Annotated in this window: 22 protein-coding genes; 10 read left to right on the top strand and 12 right to left on the bottom strand. The window is 67.9% G+C overall.

The features are described from left to right. Nucleotides 1-131 precede the first annotated feature (131 nt). The 3 genes from ACH413_RS22445 to ACH413_RS22455 all read right to left on the bottom strand — a co-directional run bounded on the left by ACH413_RS22445 (nt 132) and on the right by ACH413_RS22455 (nt 2,878). Nucleotides 132-731: a hypothetical protein gene (locus ACH413_RS22445; protein ID WP_360037646.1), complete on the bottom strand. Its 600-nt coding sequence runs from the start codon at nt 729-731 to the stop codon at nt 132-134. Between the two features lie 38 nt (nt 732-769). Then, nucleotides 770-1,561: a hypothetical protein gene (locus ACH413_RS22450; RefSeq protein WP_360037649.1), complete on the bottom strand. Its 792-nt coding sequence runs from the start codon at nt 1,559-1,561 to the stop codon at nt 770-772. A gap of 120 nt (nt 1,562-1,681) precedes the next feature. After that, complete coding sequence (locus ACH413_RS22455) at nt 1,682-2,878, bottom strand: acyl-CoA dehydrogenase family protein (protein WP_319980193.1); 1,197 nt, start codon at nt 2,876-2,878, stop codon at nt 1,682-1,684. 203 nt (nt 2,879-3,081) lie between these two features. On the opposite strand from ACH413_RS22455, the gene ACH413_RS22460 reads away from it, so the two are divergent. Continuing rightward, nucleotides 3,082-3,462: a DUF4190 domain-containing protein gene (locus ACH413_RS22460; RefSeq protein WP_360037652.1), complete on the top strand. Its 381-nt coding sequence runs from the start codon at nt 3,082-3,084 to the stop codon at nt 3,460-3,462. A gap of 8 nt (nt 3,463-3,470) precedes the next feature. Here ACH413_RS22460 and ACH413_RS22465 read toward each other — a convergent pair whose 3' ends face one another. Then, a complete protein-coding gene (locus tag ACH413_RS22465; RefSeq protein WP_360037655.1) occupies nt 3,471-3,647 on the bottom strand; it encodes a hypothetical protein in 177 nt (58 codons plus the stop codon). A gap of 146 nt (nt 3,648-3,793) precedes the next feature. Beyond that, entirely contained in the window at nt 3,794-4,753 is a 960-nt protein-coding gene (locus tag ACH413_RS22470; RefSeq protein ID WP_360037658.1) for a CoA ester lyase, read from the bottom strand. Nucleotides 4,754-4,863: 110 nt separating this feature from the next. Here ACH413_RS22470 and ACH413_RS22475 point away from each other — a divergent pair, with 110 nt between their 5' ends. From ACH413_RS22475 to ACH413_RS22490, 4 genes are read left to right on the top strand one after another with little or no spacing between them, the layout of a single operon-like run. Further along, entirely contained in the window at nt 4,864-5,202 is a 339-nt protein-coding gene (locus ACH413_RS22475; RefSeq protein WP_360037661.1) for a hypothetical protein, read from the top strand. After that, nucleotides 5,199-6,035: an aminoglycoside phosphotransferase family protein gene (locus ACH413_RS22480; RefSeq protein ID WP_360037664.1), complete on the top strand. Its 837-nt coding sequence runs from the start codon at nt 5,199-5,201 to the stop codon at nt 6,033-6,035. Before ACH413_RS22475 ends, ACH413_RS22480 begins: the two co-directional genes overlap by 4 nt. A gap of 15 nt (nt 6,036-6,050) precedes the next feature. Beyond that, entirely contained in the window at nt 6,051-7,304 is a 1,254-nt protein-coding gene (locus ACH413_RS22485; RefSeq protein WP_360037667.1) for a magnesium transporter MgtE N-terminal domain-containing protein, read from the top strand. After that, complete coding sequence (locus ACH413_RS22490) at nt 7,297-7,782, top strand: DUF1003 domain-containing protein (protein WP_319980200.1); 486 nt, start codon at nt 7,297-7,299, stop codon at nt 7,780-7,782. Before ACH413_RS22485 ends, ACH413_RS22490 begins: the two co-directional genes overlap by 8 nt. Before the next feature lie 6 nt (nt 7,783-7,788). Here the strand turns inward: ACH413_RS22490 and ACH413_RS22495 are convergent, their stop codons facing one another. Then, nucleotides 7,789-8,187, bottom strand: coding sequence for an NUDIX domain-containing protein (locus ACH413_RS22495; protein WP_360037671.1), 399 nt, complete (start codon nt 8,185-8,187; stop codon nt 7,789-7,791). After that, on the bottom strand, nt 8,184-8,651 hold the full coding sequence (locus tag ACH413_RS22500; RefSeq protein WP_035913526.1) for a MarR family winged helix-turn-helix transcriptional regulator: 468 nt from the start codon (nt 8,649-8,651) through the stop codon (nt 8,184-8,186). Before ACH413_RS22500 ends, ACH413_RS22495 begins: the two co-directional genes overlap by 4 nt. Before the next feature lie 104 nt (nt 8,652-8,755). On the opposite strand from ACH413_RS22500, the gene ACH413_RS22505 reads away from it, so the two are divergent. Continuing rightward, a complete protein-coding gene (locus ACH413_RS22505; RefSeq protein WP_360037674.1) occupies nt 8,756-9,901 on the top strand; it encodes a P-loop NTPase in 1,146 nt (381 codons plus the stop codon). 7 nt (nt 9,902-9,908) lie between these two features. Here ACH413_RS22505 and tatB read toward each other — a convergent pair whose 3' ends face one another. The 4 genes from tatB to sigE form a co-directional block, all read right to left on the bottom strand. Beyond that, a complete protein-coding gene (gene tatB, locus ACH413_RS22510; protein WP_330270937.1) occupies nt 9,909-10,283 on the bottom strand; it encodes a Sec-independent protein translocase protein TatB in 375 nt (124 codons plus the stop codon). A gap of 17 nt (nt 10,284-10,300) precedes the next feature. After that, on the bottom strand, nt 10,301-11,821 hold the full coding sequence (locus tag ACH413_RS22515; RefSeq protein ID WP_360037677.1) for a trypsin-like peptidase domain-containing protein: 1,521 nt from the start codon (nt 11,819-11,821) through the stop codon (nt 10,301-10,303). A gap of 65 nt (nt 11,822-11,886) precedes the next feature. Then, on the bottom strand, nt 11,887-12,417 hold the full coding sequence (locus tag ACH413_RS22520) for a zf-HC2 domain-containing protein (RefSeq protein ID WP_360037680.1): 531 nt from the start codon (nt 12,415-12,417) through the stop codon (nt 11,887-11,889). Continuing rightward, nucleotides 12,414-12,995 carry an RNA polymerase sigma factor SigE gene (gene sigE / locus ACH413_RS22525; RefSeq protein WP_169746025.1) on the bottom strand — a complete coding sequence of 194 codons (582 nt, stop codon included), beginning with the start codon at nt 12,993-12,995 and terminating at the stop codon, nt 12,414-12,416. Before sigE ends, ACH413_RS22520 begins: the two co-directional genes overlap by 4 nt. A 219-nt stretch (nt 12,996-13,214) precedes the next feature. Between sigE and ACH413_RS22530 the strand changes: the two genes are divergently transcribed. The 4 genes from ACH413_RS22530 to ACH413_RS22545 are packed head-to-tail and all read left to right on the top strand — an operon-like array spanning nt 13,215 to nt 15,386. Continuing rightward, nucleotides 13,215-13,847, top strand: a complete 633-nt coding sequence (locus ACH413_RS22530) for an O-methyltransferase (protein WP_360037683.1) — start codon at nt 13,215-13,217, stop codon at nt 13,845-13,847. A gap of 7 nt (nt 13,848-13,854) precedes the next feature. After that, nucleotides 13,855-14,709 carry a hypothetical protein gene (locus tag ACH413_RS22535; RefSeq protein WP_360037686.1) on the top strand — a complete coding sequence of 285 codons (855 nt, stop codon included), beginning with the start codon at nt 13,855-13,857 and terminating at the stop codon, nt 14,707-14,709. 12 nt (nt 14,710-14,721) lie between these two features. Then, nucleotides 14,722-15,081, top strand: a complete 360-nt coding sequence (locus ACH413_RS22540; RefSeq protein WP_360037689.1) for a hypothetical protein — start codon at nt 14,722-14,724, stop codon at nt 15,079-15,081. Continuing rightward, nucleotides 15,078-15,386 carry a hypothetical protein gene (locus ACH413_RS22545; RefSeq protein WP_360037692.1) on the top strand — a complete coding sequence of 103 codons (309 nt, stop codon included), beginning with the start codon at nt 15,078-15,080 and terminating at the stop codon, nt 15,384-15,386. Before ACH413_RS22540 ends, ACH413_RS22545 begins: the two co-directional genes overlap by 4 nt. Before the next feature lie 10 nt (nt 15,387-15,396). Here the strand turns inward: ACH413_RS22545 and glgC are convergent, their stop codons facing one another. Beyond that, on the bottom strand, nt 15,397-16,611 hold the full coding sequence (glgC, locus tag ACH413_RS22550; protein ID WP_360037695.1) for a glucose-1-phosphate adenylyltransferase: 1,215 nt from the start codon (nt 16,609-16,611) through the stop codon (nt 15,397-15,399). Nucleotides 16,612-16,650 lie beyond the last annotated feature (39 nt).

Consider the following 16,650-nt stretch of genomic DNA (forward strand, 5'->3'; position numbering starts at 1 on the left):
AAAGCCCGGTTACCTATAGTCCGAACGAGTGATGACCACCACGTGTGACCGAAGTGAGAGTTCCGACATTTGGGACATTCACTTCAACGTTTGCCTCAATACGGCCGCCCAGTAGTCGAACACACGTTCGATCAACCAGGGAATGCGATTTCGAACCGGTGGGCGAAGGCGCGGTACGAACGCGCATAGGCGTCCCGGCTGTCCGCCACCCGTTCCCGCTCCTTCTTCAGCACCTCACCGGCCGCACCGGCGTTCCCGTTGAGCGCGTGGATGATCGCGAGCTTGCGCGCCCGTTCGAAGTCGAGCAACGACTCGGGCTTCGCGACGAGTTCCTTCGCCAGCGCGTCCCACTTCGCGTGCTTGTCGATGTACGGCTTGCCGTGCTTGAGGAACGCGGCCACCAGCGACGCGGCGACGGGTGCGTGGTCGCCGCGTGGGTCGAAGGTCCACTTCCAGACGGGCTTGTCGGGCATCAGGTGGCCCAGCGGCGCGGAGATGAAGGGTGTGGCCGGGATTCCGACGCCGAGGGCGCGGCAGACCTCGTCGTAGCGCTGGAAGCAGACGCCGGCGAGCGGGGTCAGGTCGAGCGAGCCCGTGACGCCGAAGCCCAGCCAGCCGGCGACGCCGTCGCCGCGGTCCTGGAGCCAGACGTGGCCGCGGCGGACGAAGCCCGTGGGGCGCAATGCGGTGTCCACGGCGATGAGCACGTCGGTTTTCGGTGATGGCCTCACGGAGGAGAGGGTCCCAAACGACAGCGCATCTCGCCGGGTCAGTGCAGCACCGGGCTGAGGAACTCGGTCAGCTTGCGCACCACGTCGGGCGGCACCTCGTCGAGGTGGTCCGTCAGCTGCAGGAGGATGCGGCCGCCGCCCAGGTGGTCGGCGGAGACGACCGGCGCGGTGGTGCAGACTTCTTGCACACCACCCAAAGCGGCGACCTGACGTGGTCCCAGCAACGTCGCCCAGTGCGGGCCGCGCGACAACTCCGCTGCCATGAAAAGGGATTCGTCGAGGCCCACGCCGACGGCGACCTCGTGCGCGGTCCGCACGCCGACGCGGTCCAGCGTGATCCAGCCGCCGCAGGCCTGCGCGAGCGTGGCGCCCGAGCGGAACGCCGACAGCCATTCCTGTTGCACCACATGGGAAATCCAGCCACCGAACAGCGAACGCGCGGCCGTGACGGTGATCTGGTGCGGGAACGCGGGGTCGTCCTTCAGCAGGATCTCCGCGGACCAGCCGCCGTCGACCAGGGGCAGGCCCTGGGAGTCGAGCTGGACGAGTTGCACGCGCAGGAACGACGGCAGGTCGTCGAGTGCGGCTGCCCACGACCGGAGGGTGAAGTCACCCGAAGAGAGCAGGAGGCGGGCATACCCCGGCGGCCCCCAGGGCGTTGTGTCGGAAGGGTGGTAGTCGCGCGCCACGGCCACGAGCTCCTCGACCGAGGCCGGGCAGAGCGGTGCGAGCAGGCCGGTGAACAGGTCGCCGAACCACTTGGCCAGCGCGGGACGGTCGACGCCGGAGAACGTGTCCAGCTCCAGACGGACCACGTGTGGCGGCGACACAGGTCTCGGAAGTGTCAGATCTGTGCTCAAAGTGAGCGAACCTTATGGCCCGCGGGCAAAAACCGTTAGGGACCAATCCCGTGAAAGATTGGCCCCTAACGGGGGAACGGGCAAGTTCGTCTAACCGCGGGACTGGTAGTCGCGCAGCAGGCCGCGCGAGATGATCGTCTTCTGGATTTCCGACGTGCCCTCGCCGATCAGCAGGAACGGGGCCTCGCGCATCAGGCGCTCGATCTCGTATTCCTTGGAATAGCCGTAGCCGCCGTGGATGCGGAACGACTCCTGCGTCACCTCGGCGCAGTATTCGGAGGCGATGAGCTTCGCCATGCCGGCCTCGACGTCGTTGCGCTGGCCCGAGTCCTTCAGACGCGCGGCGTTGACCATCATCAGGTGCGCGGCCTCGACCTTTGTCGCCATCTCGGCGAGCTTGAAGGCGATGGCCTGGTGCTCGACGATGGCCTTGCCGAACGTCTTGCGTTGCTGCGAGTACTCGATCGCGAGTTCGAAGGCGCGGATCGAGATGCCGCACGCGCGGGCGGCCACGTTCACGCGGCCGACCTCGACGCCGTCCATCATGTGCCGGAAGCCCTGGCCCGTGACGCCGCCGAGCACCTGGTCCGCGGCGATCTCGAAGCCGTCGAACACCATCTCGGTGGTGTCGACGCCCTTGTAGCCCATCTTGTCGATCTTGCCGGGGATCGTGAGGCCCGGCAGGACCTCGCCGTAGCCCTCGGGCTTCTCGACCAGGAACGTCGTGAGGTTCTGGTGCGGCTTCTCGGCGCCCTCGTCGGTCTTCACCAGCACGGCGGTGAGGTTGGACGTGCCACCGTTGGTCAGCCACATCTTCTGGCCGTTGATGGTGTAGCCGGAATCGCCGCGCACGGCCCGTGTGCGGATCGCCGCGACGTCGGAGCCGAGTTCGGGCTCGGACATGGAGAACGAGCCGCGCACCTCGCCGGTGGCCATGCGCGGCAGGTACTTCTGCTTCTGCTCGGGCGTCCCGTGCTGCTTGAGCATGTGCGCCACGATGAAGTGGGTGTTGATGACGCCGGAGACGCTCATCCAGCCCCGCGCGATCTGCTCGACCACCAGCGCGTACGTCAGCAGGGACTCGCCCAGGCCGCCGTACTCCTCCGGGATCGTCAGGCCGAAGAGACCCATCTCCTTCATGCCCTCGACGATGTCGGCGGGGTACGTGTCGCCGTGTTCCAGCGTCTGGGCGTGCGGGATGATCTCCTTGTCCACGAACGTGCGAACGGTCGCGAGGATTTCTTCCTGGATGTCCGTGAGACCCGCGGTCTGGGCGAGGCGCGCCATCGCACTTCCCTTCCAAGGCTTTGGTTACCGGCGAGTATGGACCGGTTAACGCTCGTTTGCGACCGGGGTGTGCTCTCCGCAACAACGGCGGCACCAGCTGTACCGAAACAGCATCCCTGACAGGTGTAATCGCACACCCACACGCGACGAACTGAAAGGCAGGACCTTAAGATCCCGCGTCAACACTTCTAGGGGGACCCTCGATGACCTACGACCCGTACAACCCGAAGCAGCCAGGAGATCCGTACGGACAGCAGCAGCCGCCTTACGGCCAGCCCGGCCCGTACGGCCAGCAGCAGCCCTACGGCTACGGCTACCCGCCGCCCATGCCGAAGCCGCAGCAGAACGCGATCCTGTCGCTGGTTCTGTCGTGCGTGGGTTTCGTGACGTGCGGAATCACGGCGATCGTCGGCGTCATCTTCGGCCACATCGCGATGGGGAAGATCAAGCGGGGCGAGGAGGAAGGGCACGGCATGGCCATGGCCGGCCTGATCGTCGGCTACTTCGTCATCGGTGGATGGTTGCTCTACTTCGCGTTCATCATCATCGCGATCATCGCGGCCGCGAACGGCAACACCTACTAGCGGAGAACTCAGCCCGCGAGGGCGATCTCCAGGGCGCCACCGCAGTGGCGGCAGACGTCGGCGAACACGTGGACGTCGGAAGCGCATCCGGGGCAGCCGCGGAAGCTGCGCTCGAGCAGGTCGTCCTCGCGACGCTTGAAGAGCCGCAACCGTCTGCTCGTCTTGCCGTTACTCGAACGTGACATGCCCCAGAGCATGCCCCCATGCCGGGGGCGGACCGCAAACTTCGGTGACTGATTGTGCTCCACTTCACCCGTTTCGAATGCAACCTGTGACGGTCGAACACGTCCAGTGACATTCAGGGTGAAGTGGAGCACAATCCGTAACGGAATCAGTCCTCCGGCGGCGTCCACACGTTCGCGCGCGCCATGCCCGCGGCACGGCCCTTGCCGGAGATCACCAGCGCCATCTTGCGCGACGCCTCGTCGATCATCTCGTCGCCGAGCATGACCGCGCCGCGCCGGCCGCCCGCCTCGGACGTGTAGAACTCGTACGCGTCGAGGATGTTCTCGGCGTGGTCGTAGTCGTCCTGCTTCGGGCTGAAGACCTCGTTGGCCGCGTCGATCTGGCCGGGGTGCAGCACCCACTTGCCGTCGAAGCCCAGCGCCGCGGACCGGCCGGCGACGCGCTTGTAGCCGTCGACGTCGCGAATCTGCAGGTAGGGGCCGTCGATGGCCTGCTTGTCGTGGGCCCGCGCGGCCATCAGGATCCGCATCAGGATGTAGTGGTAGGCGTCACCAACGTCGTAGCCGGGCGGCTGCTCGCCGACGACCAGCGACTTCATGTTGATCGACGCCATGAAGTCCGCCGGGCCGAAGATGATCGTCTCGACGCGCGGGGACGCGGTGGCGATCGCGTTGACGTTGTTCAGGCCCAGCGCGTTCTCGATCTGCGCCTCGATGCCGATCTTGCCGACCTCGTAGCCCATCGTCTTCTCGATCTGGGTGATCAGGAAGTCGAGCGCGACGACCTGCTCGGGCGTCTGGACCTTCGGCAGCATGATGCAGTCGAGGTTCGCTCCCGCGCCCTCGACGACCTCGGTGACGTCGCGGTAGGTCCACTCCGTCGTCCAGTCGTTGACGCGCACGACGCGGGCCTTGTCGCCCCATCCGCCCTCGTTCAGCGACGCGACGATGGTCTTGCGGGCGTCGGGCTTGGCCAGCGGGGCGCAGGCGTCCTCCAGGTCCAGGAACACCTGGTCCGCCGGCAGCGTGCGCGCCTTGTCGATCATCTTCTGGCTCGAGCCGGGGACCGCCAGACACGAGCGACGGGGACGCTGCTGGTCGACCACTGGAGTACCTCCTTGTACCGGCCGGTAACTATGAGCGCCACAGTGGCACGCATCATCTCCGGGCGCATATTCCCTGAGTCCCGTTTCACAAAGCCTGGCAGGCTGAACCGGTGGAGATCACTCGAGTGCTCGACGCGGCGCTGCGCAAGGCGGCGGCCGTCTGGATCACCTCACCCGGTCACGAACCCCGTCTCGTGCACGCGCACTGGCGTGCCGACGCGCTGTGGGTCCTCTCCGGCGGCACAGAACCCAAGGTGCCCGGGCTGGCCGATGGAGCAGAGGTCACCGTCACCGTCCGCTCCCCCAGCACGCACTCGCACCTCATCGACGCGTCCGCCGTCGCGCATCTGACCGAGCCGGACGACGAGACGGCGCTGGCGTTGAAGACCGCGCGGCTCAACACCAGACCGGAGTGGGAATCGGTGTACCGGCTGGAGTTCAGCGCATGATCACCGTCCCGGAGGGCTTCGGCGAAGGTCTCGGCGAGGGCGCGCCGGAATGGGTGGCGACGCTGCCGAGGCTGGCCACGAAAGCCTGCGCGCGGTGGCGGCTGACCCCGGACGGCGCGCTGATGAACGGGTTCTGCGCGGTCGTGCTGCCGGTGCGCCAGGCCGACGGGCATCCGGCCGTGCTCAAACTGACCTGGGTCGACACCGAGACCGAGCACGAACCGCTCGCGCTCAGGACCTACGACGGCGACGGCGCCGTGCTGCTGCTGGACCACGACGCGGAACTCGGCGCACTGCTCCTGGAACGCCTGGACCACACGCACTCGCTGCTCGACGAACCGATCGAGACCGCGGTCGACGTGATCGGCTCGATGCTGCGCCGCCATCGGCGGTTCGAGGCGCCGGCCGAGATCCACCGGTTCTCGAGCGAGGTCCCCGATCACCCCGCGGTGCCGCGAAAACTGCTGGACGCCGCACGTGAGGTGGCCACCCGGCCGATGGGCACCACTCTGGTCAACGCGGACCTGCACTACGAGAACGTGCTGCGCGGCCACCGCGAACCGTGGCTGATGATCGACCCGAAGCCGCTGGCCGGTGATCTGGAGCGCGGCGTCCTGCCGTTGCTGTGGAACAGGTTCGCCGAGATGGACGGGAGAAGGGGACTCACCGACCGCTTTCTCGCGCTGTGCGACGCGGGTGAGCTCGACGTGGAGAAGGCGCGGGACTGGACGCTGTACCGGGCCGTCACGAACTGGATGTGGTGCCTGGACGAAGACGACGAGGAACAGGCCGTGATCTGCGCCGAGATCGCCGGGTGGGCGGCAGGTTCCTGATCTAGCCTTGGCGTTGTGGTGGCTGTGAACCGGATCTACATCGCCCAGCTGGCCGGACTTCCCGTGTTCGGCCCCGACGGCGAACCCATCGGCAAGGCCCGTGACGTCGTGATCAGCCTCCGCATCGACCGGATGCCACCGCGCGTGCTCGGCATGGTCGTCGAACTCGTGACGCGCCGGCGGATCTTCGTGCCGATGCTGCGGGTCACCTCGATCGAGCCGAACGCCGTGACGCTCGCGACCGGGTCGGTGAACCTGCGGCCGTTCCACCAGCGGGTCAACGAGGTGCTGGTGATCGGCGAGCTGCTCGACGCCAAGATCCAGGTCGGGGACGGCGGCACGGCGGTCGTCGTGGACGCCGCGATGGAGGTGACCCGCACCCGCGACTGGCGCATGGTCCGCGTCGCCGGCCGGGAGCGGACCGGCCGGTTCAGCCTCAAGGGCCCGGTGCAGGTGTGGCACTGGGAGGACGTCTCCGGCCTGAGCGTCAACGAGATCGCGGGCCAGCCGCAGAGCGCGCACCAGCTGGTGGCGGTCTTCGAGGGCATGCGCGCGGCCGACGTCGCGAACTCCCTGCACGAGCTGCCGCCCAAACGCCGCTACGAGGTGGCCGACGCGCTGGACGACGAACGGCTCGCGGACGTCATCGAGGAACTGTCCGAAGAGGACCAGAAGGACGTTCTGTCCCACCTGGACGAGGAACGCGCGGCGGACGTCCTGGAGGCGATGAACCCGGACGACGCGGCGGACCTGCTCAGCGAGCTCGCCGAAGGCATGAAGGACCGGCTGCTGGAACTGATGGAACCGGAGGAGTCCGCTCCGGTCCGGCGTCTGCTGGAGTACTCGTTCGACACCGCCGGTGGCCTCATGACCCCGGAGCCGATCATCCTCACGCCGGACGCGACGATCGCGGAAGCGTTGGCACGAGTGCGAAATCCCGACCTCACGCCCGCGCTGGCGTCGATGGTCTTCGTCTGCCGCTCCCCCTCCGCGACGCCGACCGGCCGCTACCTCGGCTGCGTGCACATCCAACGGCTGCTGCGCGAACCGCCGTTCGACCTCGTCGCCGGCGTGCTCGACACGGACCTGGCCCGCCTGCCACCGAACGCCTCGCTGAGCGACGTGACGCGCTACTTCGCGACCTACAACCTGGTGTGCGCCCCGGTGCTCGACGAGGCCGAGCACCTGCTCGGCGCCGTCACCGTGGACGACGTGCTGGACCACCTGCTGCCGGCGAACTGGCGCGAGACGGGACTGAGCCATGCCTGAACTGCTGCCTCGGCGCAGACTCGATCTCCCACGGGAGCCGCGAGGTTTCCGCTTCTCGATCGACCCCGACACCTTCGGTCAGCTCTCCGAACGGCTCGCGCGGTTCCTCGGCACCGGGAAGTTCCTGTTCTGGCAGACGCTGATCGTGCTCGCCTGGATCGTGGTGAACCTCGTCGCGGTGTCGCTGAGGTGGGACCCGTACCCGTTCATCCTGCTGAACCTGGCGTTCTCGACGCAGGCCGCCTACGCCGCGCCGTTGATCCTGCTCGCGCAGAACCGGCAGGACGACCGGGATCGGGTGTCGCTGGAGGAGGACCGGTCGCGGGCGGCGCAGACCAAGGCGGACACCGAGTACCTGGCACGGGAACTGGCCGCGGTGCGGCTGGCGCTGGGCGAGGTGGCGACGCGCGACTTCATCCGCGGTGAGCTGGAGAAGCTGATGAAGGAGCAGAACAACCTCAAGAAGGTCCGGCCTTGAGCCAGGTCACCCGCTGATCTGTCCACTCGCGACCAGGTCCGCCAGGACCTCGTGGATCGCGGGCGCTGTCTCGGCGTGCTCGCGGTACTCGTCGCGCGTCACGTACGTCAGTTCGGCGATCTCGCTCGTCGGCCGCGGGGTGCCCAGCAACGAAGCCGTGAAGCAGGTCATGTCGACGATCGCGCCTTCGCCCTCGCCGTAGGCAGGGGCGACGTACCGCTTGAGGACCTCGGGCCGGTCGAGTTCGATGCCGAGCTCTTCGCGGACCTCCCTGCGCACCGCGTCGACAGGGCTCTCACCTGGCTCGATCTTGCCGCCGGGAAGGTAGAAGGCCTTCTTGTTGCGTGAGCGAACAACGAGGAGGCGGCCAGCCTCGACGTGCACCAGTCCCACCACCGTGATCACGGAAAGACGTCGTCCGCGGCCAGGCGATCGCACGTGCGGCCGAAGGCCTCGAGCTCACCGGGGCCGAAGCTCTCCCCGAAGTGCTCGGCGACGCCGGCGAGGTGGGTTGTGGAAGCACTGCGCAGGCGTTCAGCGCCCAGCGGTGTGAGCACGGCCACGATGCCGCGTCCGTCACCGTCGGCGCGTTCCCGCCCGACAAGACCGGCACGTTCCAAACGGTCCACCAGGCGGGTCACGCCAGATCGGGACAGCAGGACGGCATCGGCCAGTTCGGTCATGCGCATGCGCATGGAAGGCGTCTCGGCCAGTTGAACCAGCACGTCGTACGCCGCGAGCGATAGGCGCTGCTCAGCAATCAGTTCGGCCTCGAGGACCCTCGTGATCCGTGCATGCGCGCGGAGGAACGATCGCCACACCCCTAGCTCGACACGGGTGGGCAATCGGGAACTACCCGATTCCGGCACGGGCGTCGATGTTACGGACAGCGCGCTCCTGGCTACGACCTGGGCCTGTGCCCAGATGTGACCGGCCGGTAGGAGGGGTACGAACCGGACGTAGCATGGGGCAGGTGACCACCACACAGCCACTCCCCACCGTCGAGGACGTCCGCAAGGCGCTCTCCGGTGTGCAGGACCCCGAGATCCGCCGCCCGATCACCGAGATCGGCATGGTCAAGGACGTCGAGGTCGGCGCGGACGGCGTCGTGGTGGTCGGCATCTTCCTCACCGTCGCGGGCTGCCCGATGCGGGACAAGATCACCAAAGACGTCACCGCGGCCGTCACGGCCCTGGACGGCGTCTCGTCCGTGCGCGTCGACCTGGACGTGATGAGCGACGCCCAGCGCACCGAGCTCCGCAAGACGCTGCGCGGCGGCACCGAGGATCCGGTCATCCCGTTCGCCCAGCCGGGCTCGCTGACGCGCGTGTACTGCGTCGCGTCAGGCAAGGGCGGCGTCGGCAAGTCGTCCGTGACCGTGAACCTCGCCGTGTCGATGGCCGCTCGCGGCCTGTCGGTCGGCATCGTCGACGCGGACATCTACGGCCACTCGATCCCCCGCATGCTCGGCGCGGACGGCAAGCCCACGCAGGTCGAGAAGATGATCATGCCGCCGCAGGCGCACGGCGTGAAGGTCATCTCGATCGGCATGTTCACGCCGGGCAACACGCCGGTCGTGTGGCGCGGGCCGATGTTGCACAGGGCCCTGCAGCAGTTCCTCGCGGACGTGTTCTGGGGCGACCTGGACGTGCTGCTGATCGACCTGCCGCCCGGCACCGGCGACATCGCGATCTCCGTCGCCCAGCTCGTGCCGAACGCCGAGATCCTGGTCGTCACCACCCCGCAGCAGGCCGCCGCCGAGGTGGCCGAGCGCGCCGGGTCGATCGCGCTGCAGACCCGTCAGCGGCTCGCGGGTGTCATCGAGAACATGTCGTGGCTGGAGATGCCCGACGGTTCGCGCATGGAGATCTTCGGCACCGGTGGCGGCGCGGCTGTCGCGGAGTCGCTGACCAAGGCCATCGGGTCCGACGTGCCGCTGCTCGGCCAGGTGCCGCTCGACCCGCGCCTGCGGGAGAACGGCGACTCCGGCACGCCGATCGTGCAGGCGGTGCCGGACTCGGCCGCCGCCCAGGTGCTGACGGGGATCGCCACGAAGCTGTCGGTTCGTTCGCGCGGACTGGCGGGGCGCCTGCTGAACGTCTCCCCCGCCGGCCGCTAGCAGAACGTCAGGTCGCGTCCGGGTCGTACGGCGGACGCTCGCCCGGTGCGAGCGGACGCTGTTCGGCCGCGGGCGGGGTCGACGGCGTCGGGTAGCCGTTGGACTTGGTCGGTTCGGGGTCGTCGAAGAGGTGCTTGGTCACCGCGCGCTTCGGGTCGAAGTTGCGCAGCTCCCGCAGGTCCTCGAGGGGCTTGCGGAGCGACTCGAACTCCGGCCCCATCTCCTGCTTGAGCTGCTCCCGCGCGCCGGTCGCGTACTCGCGGACCTGCCTCACCGTCTTGCCCAGCCAGGCCGCGGCCGATGGCAGGCGTTCGGGCCCCAGGATGAAGAGACCCGCGACGACGATGATGAGGATCTCTACCCATCCGATGCTGTCGAACACAGGTCTCAGCCTACTTCTCAGTCGCTCTTCAATGTGACGTCTAGTTTGAGCTCTCGGCCCTGGCGTGCCAGGACTACCTGCACGGTTTCGCCGATTTCGTGCTCCCTGACCGCGACGACCAGTTCGGCGGCGTTGCGGACCATGCGGTCGCCGAGCTTGGTGATGACGTCGCCCTCCTGGATGCCCGCGGCGGCCGCGGCACCACCCGCGGGGACGTTCTGCACCTGCGCGCCTTCAGAGGTCTCCGCGGACACGGACTTCACGTTGAGGTTCATGTCCGCGTGCTTGACCTGGCCGTTGCGGATCAGTTCCTGACTGATCTTGCGGGCCTGCTTGCCGGAGATCGCGAAGCCGAGGCCGACCGAACCGCCGGTCTCGGTGCGGATCGACGAGTTGATGCCGATCAGGGCGCCGCGCGAGTCGACCAGCGCGCCACCCGAGTTGCCAGGGTTGATGGCGGCGTCGGTCTGGATCGCGTCGTAGGTGACCTGCGGGCCGCCGTTCTCGCCCGCGGCGGTCACCGGGCGGTGCAGCGCGGAGACGATGCCCTCGGTGACGGTGTTGGACAGCTGCAGCGGCGAACCGATGGCGATCACGCTGTCGCCGACCTGGAGGTCGTCGGAGTTGCCGAACTGCAGGACTGTCGGGTTGGTGACCTCGACCTTGATGACCGCGAGGTCGGTCTTCGGGTCGCGGCCGACGACGCGGGCCGCGGCGCGGGTGCCGTCGGTGAAGACGGCGCTGAGCTTGGCCGAGGAGTCCTGGGCGGCCGGGGCGACGACGTGGTCGTTGGTCAGGATGTAGCCGCCGGCCTCGATGATGACGCCGGAGCCGACACCCGCGACGTTCGCGCCCTTGAACTCGATCGAGACGACGCTGGGCGTCACGCGCTTGGCGATCTCCGAGATCGAGCCGGCGGGGCGTTCCTTGCCCTCGGTGATCTCGGCCAGCGTGACGGTCGAGTCGGTCAGGGGGTTCCCTGCCCGGCCGATCAGCCAGCCGACGAGACCTCCGACGGCGCCGAGCACGAGCGCGACCGTGAGCAGCAACGCGAGAGCCGTCGGCTTCACGCGACGGCCGAACAGCAGTTCGGGAACGCTCAGCTGCGGGCCGGGCTCCTGCCTGCGCTCGGGTTCACCCGGCGGGTCCTCACCGACGGCGGGCGGGCCGATCACGGCACCGGAGGCCGGGTCGCGCCACGGGTCGCCGGCGGGCTTGTCGCCCCAGAACACCGGATCGATGTCCGGATCCGGGTCGGACACGGGCTGCGGCGGCCGCTGCAACAGTTCCTGGGAGCCCTGCCGGCCGAACGCCGTGACGAGGGACTCGGGAGGCGGCGGCGCGGACTGGAGCTGGGACACGGGCACGTCGCGCGCGGCGAACGCCCCGGCGACACCGTCCGGGCGGCCGAAGGCGGTGGCGGACGCGGGGTCGACCGGCGGCTGCACCAGTGGCCGTGGCCGGAGCCGGCGATGGGCTCCGTCGTCCACTCCGGAAACGGGTGTGGACGTCTGGCCGTTGGGCGACTGCTGGCTCATCTCTCCCCGAGTTTTCCGCTAGGAGTGCTGAACTACAGCGTGCCTCACGAACAGTGAAATGACTGTCAGGGGGTGGTCGCGAAGATCGCGCCGGCGTTCTGCGGCACTGGCGTCGTGGCGGGCGCTTCGCTCTCCGGCGTGGTGAACGCGAGCGCGCTCAGCAACATGCCGCTCACGACGACCCCGGCACCCTGACGGGCACGACGGCCGCTGAACCAGCCGTTGCTGCCCAGAGGTCTCGACGAACCCAGCACCGGCCCTGAGCCGAACGCGGGCTTGTCCGTCCTCTGCACGGCGACGAACTGACCGTCCTCGGTGATCGCGAGCCCGTCCGGAGCGGACGGCAGATCGACCTCTTGCGGGATCGCGCCGAGCCTGTCGAGCAGCGAGGCGGACGCCGTGGGCGCCGAAGCGGTGCGCACGGCGGAGCGCGCCTGCTGCTGCGTGAAGGTCTCGAACGCGCAGAAGCCGCAGCGCTGGATGTGCGCGGAGGCTCGCTCGTGGGCGGTCGAGGACAGTTCTCCGTCCACGAACGCGACCACGGCATCCGGCAAGAGATGCTGCTCAGGCAGGCCCCAACCACGGAGGTCGGTCATGCAGAGTCCTCCAGCAACGATTCTTGACGACGGCGTTCGAGCGCGACCCGCAGAGCCTGGCGGCCCCGGTGGATCCTGCTCCTCACCGTACCCATCTTCACCCCGAGCGTGGCGCCGATCTCCTCGTAGGAAAGGCCCTCCACGTCGCAGAGCACGACCGCGGCGCGGAACTCCGGCGGGAGCTCGTCCAGCGCGGCCTGCAGGTCGGGGTCCAGGTGGTTCTCGTCATAGATTTCCTCAGGGGACAGGTCGTCACCCTCGAGGCGGTCGTTGTCCTCGGGCAGCGCCTCCATGCGCACGCGGCTGCGCCGGCGTGCCATGTCGAGGAAGAGGTTGGTGGTGATGCGGTGCAGCCACCCCTCGAAGGTGCCCGGCTTGTACGACGCCAGCGACCGGAAGACGCGGATGAACGTCTCCTGCGTCAGGTCCTCGGCGTCGTGCTGGTTGCCGGTCAAGCGGTACGCGAGCCGGTAGACCCTGTCCGCGTGCTCACGGACGATCGCGTCCCACGAGGGCGGCGTCCAGTCGGCCGTCTCGATGGGCGCGACGGCCTCCGGAGAACTCGACTGCGTGCGCATCAGGTGTTTCGGCACCTCCATGTGGGCCGCCCGGCGACCCTTATGCGGCTCAACGGGCGACGGGTCCGGCTTGTTCCCGACTAGAGCCTGGCTTCTTGCCTCTGTACCTTCTCCTGCTCCCTTTAAACGATCGTGAGAGTGGGCTGAGAGCACCCTGAGAATCTCGGTTCGGGCCACGTTCACCCGTTTTGGGCACTCGAAGCACTAACCTGCTACCCCGTGACCCCGGAATCGGCCCTGCGGGAGTACGTCGAGCAGTACCTCCCCGAGGACGACGTACACCTGGCAGCACGAGCACGCGGCCAGGAACTGGGCTGCGTGCCCATCGGCGCGGGCGGAGGCGCCGCCCTGCGGTTCCTGGCGACCGCACTCCAGGCCCGCGCGGTCGTCGAGATCGGCACCGGCGCGGGCACCAGCGGCCTCTACCTCCTGGCGGGCATGCCCCAGTCCGGCATCCTGACCTCGATCGACGTGGCCTCCGAACACCAACGAGCAGCCCGCGAGGCCTACGCGGCGGCAGGCATCTCCCCGTCGCGCACCCGCCTGATCATGGGCAAGGCCCTGGACGTCCTCCCACGTCTGACCGACGCGGCGTACGACCTCGTGTTCGTGGACGCCTTCAAGCCCGAGTACCCGCAGTACCTGCAACACGGCGTACGCATGCTTAGGCCGGGCGGGGTAATCGCGTTCGACAACGTGCTTTGGCACGGTAGTGTTGTGGATCCAAACAAACGCGACGAGTCGACGCAGGCGATGCGGGACATAGCCCGCCTGGTGAGGGAGGACGACCGCCTCGTGCCGGTGATCCTGCCCCTGGGCGATGGCCTCCTGGTCGCCGCTCGCAGACCCTGAGAGCTTGATGACCTACGACTGGAACGCGGTCAGGGCCGGCTGGGAAAGCGCCCGCAACGCCGTCGAAGCAGCTCTGCCCACGACCGATGACGCCCGGCTCAAACAGGGCGGAATCGGCCTCGCCGTCCGGCCGGTCGCCGTCACCGGCACACCGGGAACCGGCAAGTCCGTCCTCTACGGCGCGCTGACGGGCGAGGTGCGCAGCGGCAGCGCGGACAGCAAGCGCAGCCCCGACATCGAGGAGCACCACACGACCTTCGCGTCGGGAGGTGACTGGAAGACCGCGAAGTTCGCCGTTCTGCAGGGGCAGGACTCCAAGGGACGGACGATCAAGCTCGAAGAGATGATCGAGGGCACGAACTCCCCACACGGCATCGTCCACGTGACGTGCTGGGGACACAACAGGATCTGGGAGAGCATCGGCGAACGCGCGGTCGATCGGACCCTGCGTGCCGAGGACCCGTCCTTCGGCAGGGAGGACGTGCGGGCCTGGCACATCGAGAAGGAGACCGACGCGTTCAGCGACCTCTGCACGAGGCTCTTCGACACCGGCAACGCCAGTCGGCTGAAGTGGCTGATCGTCGCGGTGAGCAAGGCCGACCTGTACTGGGAGCGCATCTCCGAGGCCCGCGACCACTACATCCCGCACGATCCGGACAAGGAGTCGGAGTTCTGCACGCTGCTGCGCGACCTCACCTCGGTCCGCGACATCCAGGTAGCCGTGCTGCCGATGAGCTCCCGGATCATCTCCCACCAGTTCCTCCCCGGCATTCCCAAGCAGTACCCGCAGCTCGACGACGTGCAGCGGGGCCCGCTCGGCCAGCACTTCACCCGCACCCTCCAGGGCTTCCTCAACCTCTAGGAGGTACAGGGAATGGACGAGGTCGATCGCGCTCTGACCGCGGCGGAGGCCGAACTCGTGGCCATCCGCAGGACCAGGACAGGCGTCGTGGTGATCCGGTGCGCCGAGGTCCTCGCATTCGCCGCCGGTTTTGTTCACCCGCTGGGGCTGCTCGTGGCACTCGTGCTGGCCCTGCTGTCGGAACTCCTGCTGGTCAGGACGATCAACCGGACGCTCGTCGCGCGGTACCGCGAGATGATGGGCTCGGTCGTCACGGTTCGGGAGACCTTCATCCACATCGCTCACCGGGAGAAGTGGCCGGCGACCAGGATCGCCCACGTCCGGCAGCGCGTCTCCCAGTTCCCCATCGACGACCAAGGCGGCCATCTTTGATCACGAGGATCCTCACCATCGCGGGCATCGCGGCGCTGACCGGCACGCTCATGGCCGGGATCGGCTACGCCGTCACGCGCGGGATGGGCGCGCAGACGGTGTTCACCGAACGGACCGATGTGGTGGTGGCCTCCACCAGCGTGCTGACGGCGGGCGCGCTGTCGGCACGCTGGGGACTCGAGCTCTGCTTCAGCGTCATGGGTGCCTTCAAGGAGAACAACATCCTGTGGGGCGCGCTTCTGTCGCTGCTCGGCCTGACGCTGACCACCTTCGGCGTACTCGGCTTCGTCGACCTGTTCGCCTGACCGGTCGGGGTCAGTAAGCCCGGACGCCCTTCCCAAGAACCGTGACCCCGCTGGCCGACACCGTGTAGCGCTCACGGTCCATCGGCGCGTCCACACCGATCAAAGCACCGTCGGGCACAACAACGTTCTTGTCCAAAATAGCCCGCCGAACCACAGCACCCTTGCCGATCCGAACCCCGGGCAACAGCACCGACCCCTGCACAACAGACCCAACCTCAACGGTCACGTCGGAAGAGATCACCGACCCGTGGATCTTCCCGGAGATGATCGACCCGGGCCCCACCATCGAGTCCTCAGCGGACCCTCCAGCGATGAACTTGGCCGGAGGCAACGGCGGCGTGGCCGTCCGAATAGGCCACAACTGGTTGTACAGGTTGAAGATCGGATGGACCGAAACAAGATCCATGTGCGCGTCGTAGTAGGCGTCGATCGTCCCGACGTCCCGCCAGTACCCGCGATCCCGGTCGGTGGCACCGGGCACGTCGTTGTCCTGGAAGTCGTAGACGTGCGCCTTCCCCCGGTCCACCAGCATGGGGATGATGTCGCCACCCATGTCGTGATCCGAGTCGGGGTTCAACGCGTCCCCGCGAAGCGCGTCCAGCAGCGCCTCGGTGGTGAACACGTAGTTGCCCATTGAAGCGAAAGTTACATCCGGGTCGTCCGGCACGTGCGGCGGCTCGGACGGCTTCTCCAGAAAGCGCGTGATCTTCCCGGACGCGTCTGAGTCGATGCACCCGAAGGCCTTGGCCTCGTTGCGCGGCACCCGAATACCGGCAACGGTCACGGCCGCGCCCGACTCGACGTGCTGCGAGATCATCTGGCCCGGGTCCATCCGGTACACGTGGTCCGCGCCGAAGATGACGACGTGGTCCGGCTTCTCGTCGTGGACGAGGTTCAGCGACTGGAAGATCGCGTCCGCCGAGCCCGTGTACCAGCGCGGGCCCAGGCGTTGCTGCGCCGGTACCGGTGTCACGTACTGACCGAGCACATTGGACAGGCGCCACGTCGTCGAGATGTGGCGGTCCAGTGAGTGCGACTTGTACTGCGTCAGCACGCAGAGCTTCGCGAGCCCCGCGTTGACCAGGTTCGACAGCACGAAGTCGACCAGCCGGTAGTTGCCCCCGAAGGGCACAGCCGGTTTCGCGCGGTCGGCCGTCAGTGGCCACAGGCGCTTGCCTTCACCACCGGCAAGCACAATTCCGAGAACGTGCGGCTGCCCCTTCACGGTATGTGACCCTATCCGTGCGATCGTTCTCGAACCAGA

This window comes from Lentzea sp. NPDC020367 (assembly GCF_044387305.1).
Lineage (GTDB): Bacteria > Actinomycetota > Actinomycetes > Mycobacteriales > Pseudonocardiaceae > Lentzea.

Bases quoted from the DNA above. Each gene is read 5' to 3' on its own strand.
- ACH413_RS22455 (WP_319980193.1), bottom strand. From the start codon at position 2,878: ATGGCGCGCCTCGCCCAGACCGCGGGTCTCACGGACATCCAGGAAGAA.
- ACH413_RS22520 (WP_360037680.1), bottom strand. From the start codon at position 12,417: ATGACCGACCTCCGTGGTTGGGGCCTGCCTGAGCAGCATCTCTTGCCG.
- sigE (WP_169746025.1), bottom strand. From the start codon at position 12,995: ATGCGCACGCAGTCGAGTTCTCCGGAGGCCGTCGCGCCCATCGAGACG.
- ACH413_RS22540 (WP_360037689.1), top strand. From the start codon at position 14,722: ATGGACGAGGTCGATCGCGCTCTGACCGCGGCGGAGGCCGAACTCGTG.
- ACH413_RS22535 (WP_360037686.1), top strand. From the start codon at position 13,855: ATGACCTACGACTGGAACGCGGTCAGGGCCGGCTGGGAAAGCGCCCGC.
- ACH413_RS22465 (WP_360037655.1), bottom strand. From the start codon at position 3,647: ATGTCACGTTCGAGTAACGGCAAGACGAGCAGACGGTTGCGGCTCTTC.
- ACH413_RS22490 (WP_319980200.1), top strand. From the start codon at position 7,297: ATGCCTGAACTGCTGCCTCGGCGCAGACTCGATCTCCCACGGGAGCCG.
- ACH413_RS22460 (WP_360037652.1), top strand. From the start codon at position 3,082: ATGACCTACGACCCGTACAACCCGAAGCAGCCAGGAGATCCGTACGGA.
- ACH413_RS22515 (WP_360037677.1), bottom strand. From the start codon at position 11,821: ATGAGCCAGCAGTCGCCCAACGGCCAGACGTCCACACCCGTTTCCGGA.
- ACH413_RS22480 (WP_360037664.1), top strand. From the start codon at position 5,199: ATGATCACCGTCCCGGAGGGCTTCGGCGAAGGTCTCGGCGAGGGCGCG.